General features: G+C 33.6%; 13 protein-coding genes, 1 tRNA gene and 2 pseudogenes. 10 read left to right on the forward strand and 6 right to left on the reverse strand.

Annotated elements, in window-relative coordinates:
- Positions 1 to 103: 103 nt before the first annotated feature.
- The 6 genes from nuoH (at position 104) to uvrC (ending at position 8314) form a co-directional block, all read left to right on the forward strand.
- Complete coding sequence (gene nuoH, locus OPS21_RS02255) at positions 104 to 1129, forward strand: NADH-quinone oxidoreductase subunit NuoH (RefSeq protein ID WP_264336835.1); 1026 nt, start codon at positions 104 to 106, stop codon at positions 1127 to 1129.
- The gene (gene hemB, locus OPS21_RS02260; protein ID WP_010404406.1) at positions 1122 to 2120 is read left to right on the forward strand and encodes a porphobilinogen synthase; all 999 of its coding nucleotides are present in this window, start codon (positions 1122 to 1124) and stop codon (positions 2118 to 2120) included. The genes nuoH and hemB overlap by 8 nt, the downstream gene beginning before the upstream one ends.
- Positions 2121 to 2758: 638 nt before the next feature.
- Positions 2759 to 3517 carry a phosphatidylglycerophosphatase gene (locus OPS21_RS02265; protein WP_264336886.1) on the forward strand — a complete coding sequence of 253 codons (759 nt, stop codon included), beginning with the start codon at positions 2759 to 2761 and terminating at the stop codon, positions 3515 to 3517.
- Between the two features lie 44 nt (positions 3518 to 3561).
- Complete coding sequence (locus OPS21_RS02270; RefSeq protein WP_264336887.1) at positions 3562 to 4401, forward strand: glycine--tRNA ligase subunit alpha; 840 nt, start codon at positions 3562 to 3564, stop codon at positions 4399 to 4401.
- A gap of 3 nt (positions 4402 to 4404) precedes the next feature.
- The gene (gene glyS, locus OPS21_RS02275) at positions 4405 to 6513 is read left to right on the forward strand and encodes a glycine--tRNA ligase subunit beta (protein WP_264336888.1); all 2109 of its coding nucleotides are present in this window, start codon (positions 4405 to 4407) and stop codon (positions 6511 to 6513) included.
- Positions 6497 to 8314, forward strand: a complete 1818-nt coding sequence (gene uvrC, locus OPS21_RS02280; protein WP_264336889.1) for an excinuclease ABC subunit UvrC — start codon at positions 6497 to 6499, stop codon at positions 8312 to 8314. The genes glyS and uvrC overlap by 17 nt, the downstream gene beginning before the upstream one ends.
- An 11-nt stretch (positions 8315 to 8325) precedes the next feature.
- On the opposite strand, the gene OPS21_RS02285 is transcribed toward uvrC, so the two are convergent.
- Positions 8326 to 8817 (reverse strand): Smr/MutS family protein, encoded by a 492-nt coding sequence (locus OPS21_RS02285; protein WP_264336890.1) that lies wholly within the window; start codon positions 8815 to 8817, stop codon positions 8326 to 8328.
- 92 nt (positions 8818 to 8909) lie between these two features.
- On the opposite strand from OPS21_RS02285, the gene rlmB reads away from it, so the two are divergent.
- Positions 8910 to 9677 (forward strand): 23S rRNA (guanosine(2251)-2'-O)-methyltransferase RlmB, encoded by a 768-nt coding sequence (gene rlmB, locus OPS21_RS02290; RefSeq protein WP_264336891.1) that lies wholly within the window; start codon positions 8910 to 8912, stop codon positions 9675 to 9677.
- A 90-nt stretch (positions 9678 to 9767) separates the two neighbouring features.
- Here the strand turns inward: rlmB and OPS21_RS02295 are convergent, their stop codons facing one another.
- Entirely contained in the window at positions 9768 to 11189 is a 1422-nt protein-coding gene (locus tag OPS21_RS02295; RefSeq protein WP_264336892.1) for a hypothetical protein, read from the reverse strand.
- Positions 11190 to 11527: 338 nt separating this feature from the next.
- Positions 11528 to 12175, reverse strand: coding sequence for a hypothetical protein (locus OPS21_RS02300; RefSeq protein WP_264336893.1), 648 nt, complete (start codon positions 12173 to 12175; stop codon positions 11528 to 11530).
- A gap of 55 nt (positions 12176 to 12230) precedes the next feature.
- Between OPS21_RS02300 and OPS21_RS02305 the strand changes: the two are divergent.
- Positions 12231 to 13330 (forward strand): annotated as a pseudogene (locus OPS21_RS02305) (IS3 family transposase).
- Between the two features lie 21 nt (positions 13331 to 13351).
- On the opposite strand, the gene OPS21_RS02310 reads toward OPS21_RS02305, so the two are convergent.
- The 3 genes and pseudogenes from OPS21_RS02310 to OPS21_RS02320 form a co-directional block, all read right to left on the reverse strand.
- On the reverse strand, positions 13352 to 15253 hold the full coding sequence (locus OPS21_RS02310) for a hypothetical protein (RefSeq protein WP_264336894.1): 1902 nt from the start codon (positions 15251 to 15253) through the stop codon (positions 13352 to 13354).
- 370 nt (positions 15254 to 15623) lie between these two features.
- Positions 15624 to 16067 (reverse strand): hypothetical protein, encoded by a 444-nt coding sequence (locus tag OPS21_RS02315; RefSeq protein WP_264337286.1) that lies wholly within the window; start codon positions 16065 to 16067, stop codon positions 15624 to 15626.
- A 102-nt stretch (positions 16068 to 16169) separates the two neighbouring features.
- A pseudogene (locus tag OPS21_RS02320) lies at positions 16170 to 16444 on the reverse strand (DnaJ domain-containing protein); the annotation flags it as partial.
- Between the two features lie 670 nt (positions 16445 to 17114).
- Between OPS21_RS02320 and OPS21_RS02325 the strand changes: the two are divergent.
- Positions 17115 to 17187: transfer RNA gene (locus OPS21_RS02325), tRNA-Val, on the forward strand.
- 27 nt (positions 17188 to 17214) lie between these two features.
- Complete coding sequence (locus tag OPS21_RS02330) at positions 17215 to 18111, forward strand: cation diffusion facilitator family transporter (protein WP_264336895.1); 897 nt, start codon at positions 17215 to 17217, stop codon at positions 18109 to 18111.
- Positions 18112 to 18150: the final 39 nt, after the last annotated feature.

An 18150-nucleotide genomic window follows, 5' to 3' on the forward strand; every position in this document is an offset into this window, starting at 1 on the left:
GTTGTCCTATTGATTTCAATAGGGACATTGTCTGCTGTGTCTAGAGGACTTGCTATATTTTTTATTGCCACAATTATGAACTATTTTTTTGATTTAGGGTTGCATGTACTTGATATTTGATATTCTTTTTCTTCTTATTCCACTTTTGCTTTCAGTAGCATATTTAGTGTACTTTGAGCGTAAAGTTATTGGTGCAATTCAACTAAGGCATGGTCCAAGTGTAGTAGGGCCATTTGGTTTATTGCAGCCGTTTGCAGATGCTATCAAATTGATAATTAAAGAGCCGATAATACCATTTAGAGCAAACACAATACTGTTTATTATGGCTCCAATGATCACCTTTATTTTAGCATTAATTTCCTGGGCAGTTATACCATTTGGAGCTGAAATAACTACAGAAAATGGACAGCAGGTAATAATCCCTAAGGTAATAGCAAATATTAATGTTGGAGTGCTTTATGTGCTAGCTATATCCTCTTTGGGAATATATGGCATTATTATTGCAGGCTGGTCTAGTAATTCTAATTACGCATTTCTTGGCGCTATAAGGTCAGCTGCTCAAATGATTTCATATGAAGTTTCAATAGGTCTAATAGTTGCTACAGTTGTTATTACAACTGGCACATTAAATCTTGGAGAGATGGTGGTAGCGAAACATAATATGCCATTTTGGATTGATTTATTACTAATGCCTATAGGAATGATATTTTTTATTTCTTTGCTTGCCGAAACTAATCGTCACCCATTTGACTTACCAGAAGCTGAAGCAGAGCTCGTCTCTGGGTATAACGTCGAGTATTCATCAATGCCTTTTGCTCTCTTTTTCTTGGGAGAATATGCAAATATGATTTTAGCAAGCGCTATGATGACAATATTCTTTCTAGGAGGGTGGTATCCTCCATTAGAGCTTAGTTTGCTGTATAAAATTCCTAGTTTAATCTGGTTTGTTTTGAAGATAGTTGTACTTTTGTTTATATTTGTTTGGATTAGAGCTACAATACCTCGTTATCGTTATGATCAATTAATGCGTCTTGGTTGGAAAGTATTTTTGCCAATATCGGTACTTTGGGTTATACTCATTTCAGGAGTGTTGCTTTTTACTGGGAATTTGCCTGGATCCAATGTTTAATTTCCCAAATACAAGGTTAAGGCGTAGGCGCTCAGGCAAGTGGATTCGCAATTTAACAAGTGAAAGCACTTTATCAGTAAATGATTTGATTTTTCCCTTATTTGTTCATGACGGAGAAGAAACAATTGAGCCAATTTCTGGCTTACCTGATATCAAATGTTATTCAATAGATGGATTAATTTCTATAATTCAGAAAGCTAAGGACTCGGGGATTAATGCTGTTGCAATTTTTCCTGTAGTTGATAGTAAACTAAAATCTGAAAACGCCGAGGAAGCGTACAATCCTGACAATTTAATCTGTAAAGCAATTTGTGCTGTAAAATCAAATGTACCGGATATTGGCATTATTGCAGACATTGCACTAGACCCATACACTACTCACGGTCATGATGGCATTTTAAAAAGCAGTAGGATAGATGTAGAAAATGACGAGACTGTGTCAGCATTATGTAAGCAAGCACTTGTTTTAGCAAAAGCAGGATGCGATATAGTTGCTCCTTCTGATATGATGGATGGCAGGATAGGAAAAATAAGAAAAACATTGGATGATAATAACTTTCAGAATGTGTCAATATTGTCCTATGCAGTAAAGTACTGTTCTAGCTTCTATGCGCCATTCAGGCAAGTTGTCGGTTCGTGCGCATCATCAAATTTCATCGACAAAAGTGGTTATCAAATGGATTATAGAAATGCACGCGAAGCAATCTGCGAAATCGAAATGGATATAGATGAAGGTGCAGATTTTATTATGATAAAGCCGGGTATGCCATACTTAGATGTAATAAAAACAGCAAGTGAAAAGTTTAATTTTCCGATTTTTGCTTACCAAGTAAGCGGTGAATACGCAATGATAAAAGCTGCAGCAAATAATGGCTGGCTGGATTATAACAGAGTGATTTATGAGTCCTTAATTGGTTTTAAACGTGCAGGTGCAAGTGCAATATTTACCTATGCTGCACTTGATGTTGCAAAAAATTTGGTATCTACTTAGCAGTCTGGAACATCTAAGTAGGTAGCTGGCTGAAGTGACTTGACAAACCTTCCCACTTTCCTTATCATATCAATAAGAGTATTTATCCTTGTTTTTAATCTCTGCAGATTTAACAACAAAATTCAGTAAAAAACTCAGGTATATATTGGCAGATTACATAAAATTATAGCGGCTGCATGTCTTTTTTATTTTTTCTACATTCAGCCAAAATGCGCTTAAAATAAGCGTTAGCACATTATTACAATGCCAATTTACATTATTATAGGGTCAAAACTCACTACTAGGGGATTCTTTTGCCTTTTTCTCGCTTGGTAAATTTTTTACTATTTATAGTTAAAGCTTCAGGCCAGCGCGTGACGCATAGCTATACGGAGATTAAAGATGTCATTCAAGTAGCTGACACTGGAATCCAGGAATTTTTTGAGCACAAAGGAGATCTTATTCTAAGTTTTTATTGGTAAGAAAGGCTGGATCCCAGTGTCGGAGCACTGGGATGACAAAAAAGGAGGCTACTAGTATAAAGGGGCAACGGTTTAGATCGTTTTTAACTATTTGCCTTTTTTCTATGCAAGAAGTGTATTGATAAGTCCATTACAATTCAGTATTGTGAAAAATATAAGTCAAGTGTTAGTTAGGACATGGGGATTTTTTTTCAATTTTTGGGTAAGATGCTAGGCAAGGTTTTTCCTGCCAAAATATTAAGCTCTTTTTTAGGAGTAGGATATTTACCGGGTTGGCAGCATTATTGGTCTTCTTTTCTAATATTATTTATTACCGACATTATATTAATGCTTACATACGGAGGTGATTTTATACTATATAAAATGCCGAATTCAGGCATAGTTGTAGCTGCTATTTTTACCAAGCTAGCAATAGTTATGTTAGTGCTGCAATTAGTTGCAATATCCATTTTTCACATTCAAGATCCTTCAGCCAGCAGTGATGAGAATATAGTAGTACAAATAGCATCAGGACAGGTGATGACTGTTGCGCTTTCGATGCCGGCAATAATGTCAATTTATTATATTGTAAGTAAATTCTATTTAAGTATATGCAAGGCAATACTTAAATGTCCATTTTGGTTTAATGATCTTATGCATTTGTTCTTTTTCTTTATAATACCTTATTTATTTTTTAATATTGTAGAAGTAATAAAACCATGGCCGATAAGTACGATACAGCTTAGTTATAACAATGCAATATCAATCACATTTGAAGGGATTTTTCATGTGTTTTATGCAGTGATTTTATTGTACTTGACTGCATTTATATTCTGCGATCTGACTATGCATGATGCGATTGTTCTAAACAAAAGCATATTTGAGTATGTAAAAGAAAGTTCAATAGCCTTGAGTGACTATTTTCATGGCACTATTAAAAAAATAAGTATAGAATAGTACTTATTTGCTTATGTATTCAGTTTAAAAGATATACAGTTTGCGTGAATCTACAGGATATAATAAAGGGATTACAAGATTTTTGGGCAGATGAAGGGTGTACTATACTTCATTCATATACGTCTGAAGTTGGAGCTGGAACACTACATCCCGCAACAATCATGTCAGCAATTGACGAAAAATCAACAAAAATTGCGTATCTACAACCAGTAATAAGACCTACAGATGGGCGTTATGGCGACAACCCTAATCGCTTATATCAGCATCATCAATACCAAGTTATAATAAAACCATCTGGCAGCAATTTGCAAGATGTTTACTTAAATAGCTTAAAAGCTCTTGGTGTATCGACAAAAGAATATGATATTAAGTTTATTGAAGATGATTGGGAAAACCCAAGTGTTGGTGCATCCGGTCTTGGTTGGGAGGTTACATGCAACGGAATGGAAGTAACACAACTTACTTATATACAGCAAGTGGGAGGTATTGACTGCAGAATAATTCCTGGTGAAGTAGCATATGGGTTAGAGCGTTTAGCAATGTGCATACAGGGTGTAGATAATGTTTACGACATAATGTGGAACGATAATGGTGTAACTTATGGAGATATTTTTAAACAAAGAGAGCGAGAGTTTTCTTACCTGGCACTTGATTATTATGATACTAAAGTAGTACAACAGCAGTTTGAGGATACAGAAAAACTGTGTAAATTCCTTGTTGAAAAAGAATTGCCGATAGCAGCTTATGACCAATGTATTAAAACGAGCCATCTACTTAATCTACTTGATGCAAGAGGTGTGCTTGGTGTGAATGAACGTACAGCCTATATTGGTAGAGTGAGAGAGTTAACAAAAAAATGCTGTGAATTATATAGAGCAAAGTAGAATATGTTGTCACAATTATTGTTTGAATGTCTTTCAGAAGAAATTCCATCAAGAATGCAGAATTCATCTGCAGCTCAGGTTAAGAGCTATATCACTAATGCTTTTAGTAAAAATAATGTGAAATTTGCATCTATAGAAGTTTATGTGACTGCACGTCGCATTGCTCTTTTTATTGATGGCATAAGTGCTTTAGAGCTAAAAGATTCTAACAATGAAATTAAAGGACCAAGAGTTAATGCACCGAAAAGTGCTATCGAAGGTTTTTTGAGAAAAAATCGGAAAGGTGAAGAAGATTTACTCATTCGCAAAGTAAATGATGAAGATTTTTACTTCATTAAGAGAGAAAGCTGCTTATTTAACATCAACGGGTTTCTCAAAAATCAACTGGAGGAAATGCTAAAAAACTTTTCTTGGCCAAAGAGTATGAGATGGAGTGAAAGAAAAGAGAGATGGGTTAGGCCAATTAAAAATATTCTATGTATTTTAAATGACGAAATAATACCTATATCTTTTGCAGGGGTTACAGCATGCAACGTGACGTGTGGTCATAGGTTTCTTTCAGGTGATGCAGTACTTACTGTTAAAACACCCAAAGACTATTTTGAATTGTTAGAAAAAAATAATGTCATTCTCCAGTTGGACAAAAGAAAGCAATTTATACTAGATCAGATTAATAAGTTTACAAAAGAGGAGAACTTACAACTTGAAAAAAATGATTATTTACTTAATGAATTGGCAGGGCTTATAGAGTGGCCAATAGTATTATTTGGTAAAGTAAAATCATCAGAATTACCGAAGGAAGTAATACTTAGTATAATTAATACGCAGCAAAAGTATCTTGCTTTAAGTGATGGACAGAAAATATCACATTTTGTTACTGTTGTAAATGTTAACAATAATGAAGTTGTCAAAGGTCATGAAAGAATATTAGAAGCACGTCTTGCTGATGCCCAGTTTTTGATATCTCAAGACAAGAAGGAAAACCTAGATTACTATGTCAAAAAATTGAGCTCTATTTCATTTCATGCTTCGCTCGGTAGCGTAGAAGAAAAAGTGAAGCGTATTATCGCTCTTTCAAAGTATATAGCGATATTTATTCCACATGCTTCATTAATTAAAGTTGAACGTGCTGCATATTTAGCAAAGGCAGATCTTGCAACGTTGATAGTGAAAGAATTTCCGGGATTGCAAGGAGTAATGAGTGGATACTACGCTTCTTATTTTCAAGAAGATAAAGAAGTAGTAGAAGCTATAACTGAGCACTATAAGCCAATTGGATCGGAGCAAGAATGTCCTAAATCTCCTACTGCGATTGCTGTAGCTATTGCAGACAAGATGGATAGTTTGGTTGGTTTAATTGCAGCAGGTGAGAAAATCTCTGGTTCGTATGATCAGTTTGGTTTGCGGAGAATGACAATTGGTATAATTAGAACAATACTTGAAAATAATTTGCATATTCCAATTAGATTGCTGATAGATAAGTCAGTATCTTTATGTTCAAGGCTTCTATTGAATAAAAATATAACTCCAGTTGATAAGCCAAGTGAAAAACAAATTTCAGAACTAGTATTTAAATTCTGCTTAGAAAGGTTCAAGGTTATTTTAAAAAATAGAAATATAAGGCAAGATGTTGTAGATTCAATACTATATAAAATTGATATTAATGATCTGCTGGTAGCAGAAAAGCAAACTGTGATATTGGATCATTATCTTAGTACAAAAGAAGGTGAACAAGTTCTAGGCACTTACAAAAGAGTCAGTAACATAATAAGCAAAGTAAAAAAAAGTGATGGCACTACTTATAATGCATCTTACAGTAAGAAGTTTTTGATTGAAAATGAGGAGATTGCGCTATCAAATTGTGCTATAGATGCTTGTAAAAACATAAAACAAGCGATAGAAAATAACGACTTTAATACAGCGCTTGATGAACTTGCTCGTTTTGCTCCATTTATCAATCAATTTATGGACAATGTAAAGATTAACTGTGATTCTAATGAGCTTAGAATAAACAGGTTATCTTTGCTTGCAAATGTTGTTTCTACCTTTCATTTAGTAGCAGAGTTTAACCTTATACAGGTTAAACAATTGATAAATGCTCAGGCAATATAAGGAACAAATCAAATCATCTCCACAATCCTGTGGCGTTTATAAGATGGTTGGAGATAAGAATAAGGTTTTATACATTGGTAAAGCAAAAAACTTGAAGTCGAGATTATCCGACTACCTTCAATTCGAAAACCTTTCTGAACGAATCAGAGTAATGATCTCACAGGTTATTAAGGTTGAAATATTCATCACTGAGAATGAAATCGAAGCATTGCTTCTTGAAGCACAGTTAATAAAATCGTTAAAACCATCTTATAATATTTTGCTTAGGGATGGAAAATCTTATCCTTATATAACAATTTCTAAGCATGATTATCCAAGAATAGCGAAATATAGAGGTAAGTTTAAGAAGAATGAGTTTCATTACTACGGCCCTTTTCCATCTGCCGCTGCTGTTAAGAACACTATATTATCATTGCAAAAAGCTTTTCTCTTAAGAGTATGTTCAGATCAATATTTCTCTTCAACAAAAAGACCATGTCTTGAGTATCAAGTTAAGCGCTGTTCAGCACCATGCGTAGATAAAATTACAAAAGATGATTACTGCAAATCAGTAAAACAAGCACAAGATACTCTGCTAGGAAGGAATAAAGAAGTGCAAAGACAGCTATTTTCTACAATGGAAAAGTGCAGCAGGGAAATGAACTACGAGCTTGCTGCTGTCTATAGAGATCGATTGAAATTTCTTCAGCAAATTCAAATGCAGCCAATGGATTTTTCTTTTGAAGAAGATGCAGATTTCTTTAGCGTTGTACGTGAAGCAGACTTAGCATGCATTGGTGTATTATCGTTCAGAGATAAAGGCAATTATGGAAGCATTCCTTACTTTGTTGAGAATTGTAGTGATCATTTAAATGATGAAATTTTATCCACCTTTTTGGTCAATTTGTATAATCCAGTTAACACCCCACCAGCACAAATTTACGTTCCATATTCTATTGTGGATAAGGAAATTATAGAACAAGCACTTTATGCTCTTACTCAGAAACCAATAAAAGTTTTGCATGCGAAAAATAGTAAAGAGCGTGATTTGTTGAATTTTATTTACAATAATTCTAAGCATAGCCTAGAGCAGAAGCTTACTGATTATAGAAATAACCTAGAAAAGCTCGAAGAGCTTAGCAAAATCTTTTTGTTACCAAATATTCCAAAGCGTATCGAGGTTTATGATAATAGCCATATATCTGGAAATCAACAAGTTGGTGTGATGATTGTTGCAGGGCAGGAAGGTTTTTTAAAAAGTGAATACAAAAAATTTACTATAAAAGAAGAAATTTCAGGTGATGACTATAAAATGATGAGAGAAGTGCTGACTAGACGTTTCTCTGGCAATATAAAAGACATCATTCCTGATTTTTTACTGATAGATGGTGGGCCAGGACATGTTTCCATAGTGCAGAATGTGTTGGAGATATTGAATATAAACGTTCCTTTTGCTTGTATGGCAAAAGGTCATGATCGTAATGCAGGAAATGAAAGATTTTATGTGCCGAGCAGAGAAGAATTTACTCTAGCAAGTGACAGCAAGGTCATGCTTTATTTACAATTGCTGCGTAATGAAGCTCACCGTTTTGCGATAACTTCGCATAGAAAAAAACGCGATAAACAGTTTTTTGCTTCACAATTAAGTAAAATATCTGGTGTTGGCAGTAAAAGAAAGAAGGCACTCATGTCTCATTTTGGTTCGGTAGAAAACATAAGCAAAGCTTCTCTAGCTGAAATTCAAAACGTACCTGGAATTAGTAAAGGTTTAGCAGAAATCATTCTTCAACACGTGAATTCTAAGAAAGGTACTCCTAAATAGGTACTCTAAAATTAACCTTTATTTCTTCTTAATAAGACATAAAAAGCTCCTTTGCCACCATGTTTTTTTATGGCTTGCTGATAGTATAAGATCATATTTCGAACTTTTGTGTCATTCAACCACTTATTTAAGCTATTCTTTATAGTGTCTATTTTATCTGTACTATTACCATGCCCCGTAATTACCAATAAGCACCTATTCCCTGCTTGATAATTTTTGATAATAAAATCTATCAATTTACAATAAGCATTATCTATACTATAGCCATGCAAATCGAGTTTATCGCTTATAAAATATTTGCCCCTATCGATCTTTAATTTTGTATTGTAGTCAAGACAAAATGATGAATCACCATTATCAGTATTAAGAAAATTTTCTTGTAAGCCAGAGATACCTTTATCAATCATAGATTTTATATTTACTTTGTGATCAACTTTCAAAGTAACTTTGCCACATTCTATTGGCTTAACATTTTTTTGCCAATCTAACTCATCATCTGACATAAATTCATTAATTAAACTGCATAATTTTACAACAATATATAAACACAGTAAAATATTGCTTATTCTATAAAAATCTGATTTTTAATAATGAGATGAAATCATCAAAAGCTAATGAAAACTGTTGGATATATGGAAAGCACACTTGTATTTCAGCATTAAGAAACAAAAATAGGCGGTGTATAGAACTGTTAGTAACAGAAAATTTCTACAGAGAATTTGAGAAAGAAATTAAACAATGTGCAGATAGTAAGGGCATTAAAGCTCGACTGGTAGAGAACAAAATGTTCAATGATGTTTTACCCAAAGGTGTAAATCACCAAGGAATTGCTTTAAAAGTTACTCCTATTTTTCACAGCTTAAATATTGAAGAAATAGCTGAAAGATCAGGTGAAAACTCTACTATAGTCATTTTAGATCAAATTACTGATACACACAATATAGGGTCGATTTTAAGAACCTCAGCTTGTTTTAATGTCAACGCATTGGTTTTACCACATAACCATTCACCGAGTGAGAATGCATCTATTGCAAAAGCAGCAAGTGGAGCATTGGATATTGTTCCGCTAATATACGTTACAAATATAGTGAAAACTATGGAGTATTTAAAAGAGGTCGGCTATTGGTGTTATGGGTTTGATTGCAATGCCGGAGAGGATATAGAGGAAATAAAGAGCTTTGGAGAAAAAAGAGTGATCGTTTTTGGTTCTGAAGAGAAAGGAATGCGGAGACTAGTTAAAGAAACTTGTGATTATCTTTTAAAAATCCCAATGTCAAACGTAATTGATAGTCTAAATGTTTCAAACGCAGCATCAATAGGACTATATTCCATCTACATTAAAACAAAAATCACTGCAAATTAGTTGCAATAAAACAAGGATGTCATTCCAGCATGTGATACTGGAATGACAACAGTGAATGACATCGTACTATGTCATTCACCAGCACTTAAATTACCAATCCCAAGAAAGTGCTTCACTTGAATCTTTTGGAATCTCGAAGGATGGCTGTGACACTATCTCTTTTATCTCATTTCTAAGCCATTCACTACCTTCTTGCCCAGCATCCGTGATAGCTTGCTTGAAACTGCTCTCTAGTACAGCTTTAGCAGCTTCAGTGACGTTACCATTACCATTTATAGCATTTCCTATTGTAGTTAACTTAATTAACTCAGCGTTTAAGTCAGCAGGCATCTTATCAGTCTTAGCCTTTATAGCAGCAACATCAGCAGATTTAGCCAAAGGAGCTAATTCAGCAGATTTTGCTAACTTACCTAATTCAGCTCCTAAATCGTCAGGAATCTTATCAGTTTTAGCCTTTATAGCAGCAACGTCAGCAGTTTTAGCCAGTGGAACCACTAATGTATCTATATATTCAAATCCAGGCAATGCATCTAATTCTTCTTGTAAATCGTCAGGCATCTTATCAGTCTTAGCCCTTATTGCAGTAACATCAGCAGTTTTAGCTAAAGGAGCTAGTTCAGCAGATTTTGCTAACTTACCTAACTCAGTTCCTAGATCGTCAGGCATCTTATCAGTCTTAGCCTTTATTCCTGATATCAGATCTGTTCCGACTTGAGTTTTTATCGTAGTTAAGTCAGCGCTTAAGTTAGCTGGAATAGTATCAGTCTTAGCCTTTATAGCAATGACATCAGCTCCTAAGGTATCTGTAATCTTATCAGTCTTAGCCTTTATTCCTGATATCAGATCTGTTCCGACTTGAGTTTTTATCGTAGTTAAGTCAGCGCTTAAGTTAGCTGGAATAGTATCAGTCTTAGCCTTTATAGCAGTAACATCAGCTCCTAAGGTATCTGTAATCTTATCAGTCTTAGCCTTTATTCCTGATATCAGATCTGTTCCGACTTGAGTTTTTATCGTAGTTAAGTCAGCGCTTAAGTTAGCTGGAATAGTATCAGTCTTAGCCTTTATAGCAGCAACGTCAGCAGTTTTAGCCAAAGAAGCTAGTTCAGCAGATGTAGCTAACTTACCTAACTCAGTTCCTAAATCGTCAGGCATCTTATCAGTCTTAGCCTTTATTCCTGATATCAGATCTGTTCCGACTTGAGTTTTTATGGTAACTAAGTCAGCGCTTAAGTCAGCTGGAATAGAATCAGTCTTAGTTTTTATTGCACCTACGTTAGTTCCAATACCTAATAATGTAGCAATTGCACCTCCAGTCATGAAGTTTGTTGCTGTAGCACTGTAATCTATTTCAGCAGCACCATTAGGTTCATACTTAAAAGTGTTGAAAACATTAGTAGCATTGTCTACACCAAAGGTATACTTATTCTGTGCAGCATCTTCATAAATTATGCTTTTAATGTTAGGGGATGGTACATTTGCTCCAGAGTTGTCTTTAAAAGTTAAACTAGCCATATCACTTTCCGTTAATTATAAAAACCATAATGTGCATGAAAATAATATAAATTCCGTAAATACTAGATTTTGCATAAGATTTCCTTGAAGCTTTTCGCTTCAGAATTCTTCTCTTGTGATCTAAGTATGTAGCAGACTATGTTATCCTAGTAACTCCTTTGGTGTCATTACAGTGCGTGACACTGGAATCCACTTTTCCATCATAAGAAACTTTGATTACTTTTATACTTGCAAATTTAACTGGATGCCAGTGTCTGAGCACTGGTATGACACCATCATAAGGTGAACCAGTGTCAGCTACTTGAATGACAAGAAGAGGGCAGGGCCCTCCTTGTATATTAGATATAGGCCGAGTTGTGGTCGTGATAAATGTGGTCGCTTGTGTAATCAAACATTTTCACAAAGCCATTCTCTAGATAAAGATTATATTCGTGATGTTGATCTGATAATACAATATTATCTTGCTCCCCTGAATTGAAATGACTTGAATCTGACAGCAATTCGTAATTTGGATTATCTATTTTACTAATGCTGCTTATTACTTTGCCATTACCACTTGATATAGCTAAACTATAACTATCACCATCCTTCATTATCTTGATGGACACCTTATCTTCAGGTAACACTATAAGCTTTTTCGTATCACTATCGTGGATTACGAATTTGCCTTTTTCAAAATAGTATTTGTCTTCCGGCAAAGCACCAACCTTGTATTCTGATGTGTGCAGTTTGTTCCAAAAATCTAACACAGATTGCTTTTCTGCTCCTTCTGCCCTATCATACAAAGCTTTTACATCATTATAATCTATGGTTACATTTGCCTTATGCTTTCCTTCTGAATCTCGATCATAGTTCTGTGCTATTTTCAAGATTGTGTCTTTTAGAACAATTTTTTCTTCATTTTGGGCATGCATTACTGGTTTTTTAGGTACTTCCAAACCACGAAATGAACCAGTAGTAGCTCTATCTTCTATAATGCACCCCATAAACTAGACCAAAAAAAAATGGTTGATCCGAGTAGGAAGGTAAAGGGGTAAAAGTATGGCAACAAAAAAATATGAACCAGAGTTAAAAGCAAAGATAGCTTTGGAAGCAATAAAAAATCAAAAAAGCACATCTGAGATATGTAGTGAATATAAAATACCATCAACAAATCTATATGATTGGCGTGATAGAGTATTGGCAAGGTTAAAAGACCTATTTGTTGAAGAAAGTGAAAGTGCGAGAAAACAAAGAATCTTAGCGCAAGAAATAGAAAGTTTACATAAAGTAATAGGAGAATTGACAGTGGAAAATAGTTATTTGAAAAAAAAATTACTGAAATAAGCAAAAAAGATAGAGTAAGGTTTATAGAAAAAGATTCTGATCTATCAATTAGGAAACAGGCTGATTTACTGGGGATTTGCAGATCTAGCCTATATTATAGGCATATAATTAATAACGAAAGTGAAATTTGATTCAAGAAGTATATTTGGCTTCTGATTGCCGTTATGGATATCGTAAAATTACTGCTGAAATCATAGCGAGTGGAGTAGTAGTCAATCACAAAAAAATCTTAAGAATTATGAAAAAAATGAAGATTAGTGGGCTGTATTGTAGAAAAAGATGTAATACAAGTATTAAAGAAAAAAAGCATAAAATATATCCTTATTTACTCAAAGATTTGATTATTTGTAGAGTTAATCAGGTATGGGCTACTATATATTATGGTAGAAGGTAAGTTTGTCTATTTTGTGGCAATAATGGACTTGTATAGTCGCTATATTATTGCTCATTCATTATCACCATATCTCGATGCTGGATTTTGCCTTTATACTCTCAAAGAAGCTCTAAAACAAGGTAAACCTGAGATTTTTAATAGTGATCAAGGAGTGCAGTTTACTAGCTACAACTTTATTATGGAATTAGAGCGTGCTAATATTAAAATTAGTATGGATCATAAAGGACGTTGCTTCGACAATATATTTGTTGAGCGTTTATGGAGAACTTTAAAGCAAGAAGCTATATATTATTATAGACCAAATAGTATCAGAGATTTGAATCTTATAATAAACGATTTTGTTGGTTGGTATAACTATAAAAGGCGACATCAGACTCTACATTATAAAGTTCCTGCTGATCTTTATTATCATAAACAGTAAATGAATATATTGATAAATACTTTAAATGTGTGTCGACGTATTTATCAACATATTCATTTTAAAAATCGGATCACTTTGAAAAAAATGGTCTAGACAAATGGGTGCATTATATTCATTTACTTGTTCTTTTGAGTGTACTTCATTTTCTTCGTCTTGTTGATCATATTGAATATGGTGAGATTCAACAGCGCTATCTTCTGTGCTTGAGTTAGCTTTTACCCAATTAGAAAACCCTTCCCCGTTTTTGATTTTTTCTCCTTCGCTTTCATAGGTCTTTGTCATCATTTCCTTGAAGTAAAAACGACCATTTAGAGTTTTCCTATCTTCTGTTGCTGCGTAAAGTAAATTATCAATGAAATTCGGATAAGTTTCTTCGATATATGCAATAGCTGCTGCGCCTGTTTGATAAGGATCAATAGCTCCTTTAATTATCTCCTCTAAAGTATGCTCCTTGTATTTTTCGCCAACAAGTTTTGCAAAATCAGCAAGTTTTTCTCCTTCTGTTAAGTGTGTTACGTACTCTGCTAACCCTTCCATTAAAACTTTGCCAAGATCAAGCTTAGAAGTTAAATAGAATGTTAATGCATGGACAAGCTCATGCTTTATAACGTAATTATAATCATTGTGATCTACTTTTCCATCATGGGTAAAATCGCCATTATTTCTCCCATTTTCAGCATGAGAATACATATTACTGATATAGTTATTATCAGAGGATTCTGCTGCACCACCACCTGGTATTTTTCCGGAGTACCCTTTACTTAAAAAATCCTCATAACTTTCCTTATTTTCAAACAGGAACAATCTAAAATTAGCAACGTTTCCATGTGCTAAGAGTGGATTGTTATCTTTCTTTATTCCAAAGACTTCATTGAATGTTTTGACGGTGTCTTCTAATGCTTTAAGAAGACCTTCATTATTGATAACACCATCGTTATTTTGATCAATAAGATCTTCGCTATTAATAACACCATCGTTGTTCTGATCAATAAAATCTTCAAAACTTTTGTCCTGAAACAGATCAATGTTTAGATTAAACTCATTTTCAGCACTATCATCTGTAACGTTTAGATTTATTCTACCTTGGAATGTTAAACCTGTTTTTTGTTCATAATGCTCACTTGATCTTGTTTCCTCCTGAACTTTTTTCATCCCTCTAAGTTCACTCTCTGTTGGAGGTATTATACCATACTGATTATATATTCCTTTAATTTGATCGATACTCATACTAGTGTGCACAAGTTCTTCAGAGATTTTTTCATATAACACATGATACTCTACATTCGTATATCCTTTATTTAATGGGTCATCGAGCCATCCCTTAAAGCTTCCTTCAGGGATATTTTCTAGTGATTCTTTAACTTCTCTGATTATTTTATTGCTAGTATTTATTCTATTTAAATACTCCCTAACTTGCTCTTCAGTTTTGCCGTCATTAAACATATCAAGAGCTCTATCTCTTAGAGTTTCTAATGTGGATTTTTTGTATATAAATTTATAGTATGAATCTGAGTCCACAATGTAATTTTGATAGTCCTGGTGATCGATTAAATTTTTCTCTATATATGAAGCTTTAATATTAATCTGATCAGCCATATATCCATGATCATGACCCCTTACTGAGTTTACTTCGTAGTCTGCGTAACATTTTGTTTCATCCTTCGGTACAAGAGTAAGCAATTCATCCGTTGTAAATAAAGGAATACCTTTTTCCTTGCAGAAGTCATTTATTTCTTGAATAGTAAAAGGTTTTTTTATCATCTTCTCAGAGATATCATAATATAGTGAATTAAACTGCTCCGTTGAAACATCTCCATGAGCTCGCTTTTCACAAATAAGTTTATAAAAGGCATGGTCATTTGTGATCTTTACGTTTTCAACAGATTGATCATCATTTGTTCTAACCCTACCTGTTGTCTGCAATTCATCTTTTATAACCCTAGTTTATCTTGATATATAATTAGACATCTCGTCCTCCATTTTATTTTTAATTTTTTAAAATATGTTTCAATCTTACATTTAACCTCTATAAAAAAGCGTAAATTCTCATATTGGTATAATTTATATCTTAATAAAAAAGTATAGATAGTTAACTTAATATGTAACATTTAGAATGTGGCTAAAATTCTATAGCTGACCTCAAGCAGCTGCTAAGAGCATGTCTTCAAACTATATAGGAAGCAGTGAATAATGTCATTTCAGTAAAAACTGTATGAACATTTTAGCTAATTTACATAGCGAAAGGTGTTACCCCAGTATCATAACACCGGGGTAACGATAAAGGAGAGAGTAGCTATATGCTCTGTCCTGGGATATTTGGTTGTTCAGTGTCAACATTTTCCAATTTTGTAGAAATAGTTCTTGACAATGCAGCACCAACTCCACCCCCAATTGCAGTTGCAGCTACAGTTATAAGGCCAGATTTGAATGATTCTTTATGAGTATTAAAGATGATGTAAGAAATCGATGTACATAATCCTGCAATAACTCCTGATAATACAATATTTTTTGTACTAATTGGCTTTAATATTTTTTTTAAATTATCTGCAGTTAACTTTGCCTTCTGTCTTTCTTCAGGATCATCTGACTTTGACTTCAGTATATTTTCTAAATTATTTACGACTGGCATAGATAGCAGTCCTCCAAGTGTTGCTGCAACAACTTCACCTACTTTTGATTTTCCAAGACTAGTGCTTAAGGTTATTGTCGTAGATATTGAAAGTATTACTAAAGACATAGGAATTATTGGATTTTTATTTTCTTGATGTCTTTTCTCTGACTCTTGTTGTTCCCATGATGAGTGTCCATCATAAGTTTGTTGACTAGGATCCTTTTCATTATCGTACCGGCTTTTTTTTGCTGGATCAGATAATACTTCGAATGCTACTGATATCTTTTTGAACTTTTCCTCGCGCTCTTTAAAATTTTTTTCAGTTGAATTAGTTGATCTCTTTCTGCTTCTGAAAGGTGTGTCTTTGCTTTTAACATATTGAGATCTCCTATTTCAGGAAATTTATCTGGATGAAACTTAAATGCTAATTTTCGATATGCTTTTTTTATCTCGTCTTGAGTAGCATTTCTTTCTACTTCTAATACTTTATAATGATCAATCATTTATTCCTCTACTATTTTGAAACATTTTTCATTACATCACCAATACTATATCTTTATGAAAGCACGGTAATACAATATAAATGTGTAGCAAATATTATAATAACTATCAAGATTTTAATAAGTTAAGTAAAGATTTATAAAAAATACTAAACCCTGTAGCGTTACAAGAAATTTGTTTATTTACCTTCTTAAAATTGCAAGAAATACCCACCTTTATAAGAGCAAGCCGCATAAATACATGGTTGTAAAAATAGAAGCTTCAAATTGCTGCAACAAAGTCAGGTAAATTAGTTCGTATATAAATGTGGCAAAAGTAGTCTAATATAGCTATTTTCACGATATACTAAATTTTCCTACCATTTTCAAATAAATTACATCAACTTGGACATAAATGAAAGTGTATATTTATATAAACAGCTTCTTATTTACAAAATCAGGAATAACTTAGACGGATTTAAGATAGCACTATTACAGTTTACATTAGATCTTAATGACTCTTTTTTTACGTTCTTACTATCAGGAGGTAACTTACATGTCGTTGATCACCTTATATCACGCCATTTTTGATACTTTCAACACTTATGGAAATTTGTCAAAGAATTTCATTCAGCAAGGAGTCTAAAAGCAAATTGACTTCCATTCCACTGAAGCACTATACTAAAGCTACGATGGGTAATTAGCTCAGTTGGTAGAGCACTTGCTTGACGTGCAAGGGGTCGCTGGTTCGAGCCCAGTGTTACCCACGATTTTTGCTCATAAAAAGATTTTATATGACAGCAGTACACAATGGCAAACACTCAATAGCAGAGTCCAAGCGCTTAATTTATTCCATAATAATAGTTGCAATAACAATGCTTATGGAGATAGCAGGTGGAATAATTTCACATTCGCTTGCTCTGTTATCAGATGCAGGACATATGCTCACTGATCTTTTTGCCTTGGTTTTAAGCTGGATAGCACACAAATTTTCAGTTAAGAAATCTGATTTACAGAGGTCATATGGGTATCACAGATTGCAGATAATTGCAGCATTTGTTAATGGTTTAACTCTATTTTTCATTGCAGCGGTCATTATAATTGAATCAATAAAGAGATTCATTTGTCCAGTCAATGTGGAATGGAAAGTAATGCTAATAATTGCCACACTTGGCCTAATCTCTAACATTATAGTCTTTTTTATATTACATAGTAAATGCGAAAGTAATATAAACATAAAAAGTGCTGTATTACATGTTATCGGAGATATTTTAGGTTCTGTAGCTGCTATACTTGCATCCATAATTATCATGTTTACCGGATGGCAAATAGTGGACCCTATTTTGTCAGTATTTGTCAGTGTAATAATCTTAAACAGTGGCTATAAAATTCTCAAGAATTCTTGCCATATACTCCTTGAAGGTACACCTGAGAGTGTATCTGCTGAGGAGATAAAAAGTGAGATTGTATCTAAGTTACCTGAAGTGATAGATGTGCATCATATACATGCATGGTCACTATCTGATAATTATTTTATACTTACTATGCATGCCAAGATAAAGCAAAATGGACAACACACTAATATTTTGTATGAGATAAAAAAAATACTATTAAATAGATTTGAAATTGCACACTCTACAGTTGAAATTGAATACGATGAGTGCGTAGACAGTAAAATACTTAAGCATTGACATCTATAGGCTATTTGTTATTACTACAATATCATAATA

This window comes from Wolbachia endosymbiont (group B) of Chorthippus parallelus, assembly GCF_947251815.1.
Classification (GTDB): Bacteria; Pseudomonadota; Alphaproteobacteria; order Rickettsiales; family Anaplasmataceae; genus Wolbachia.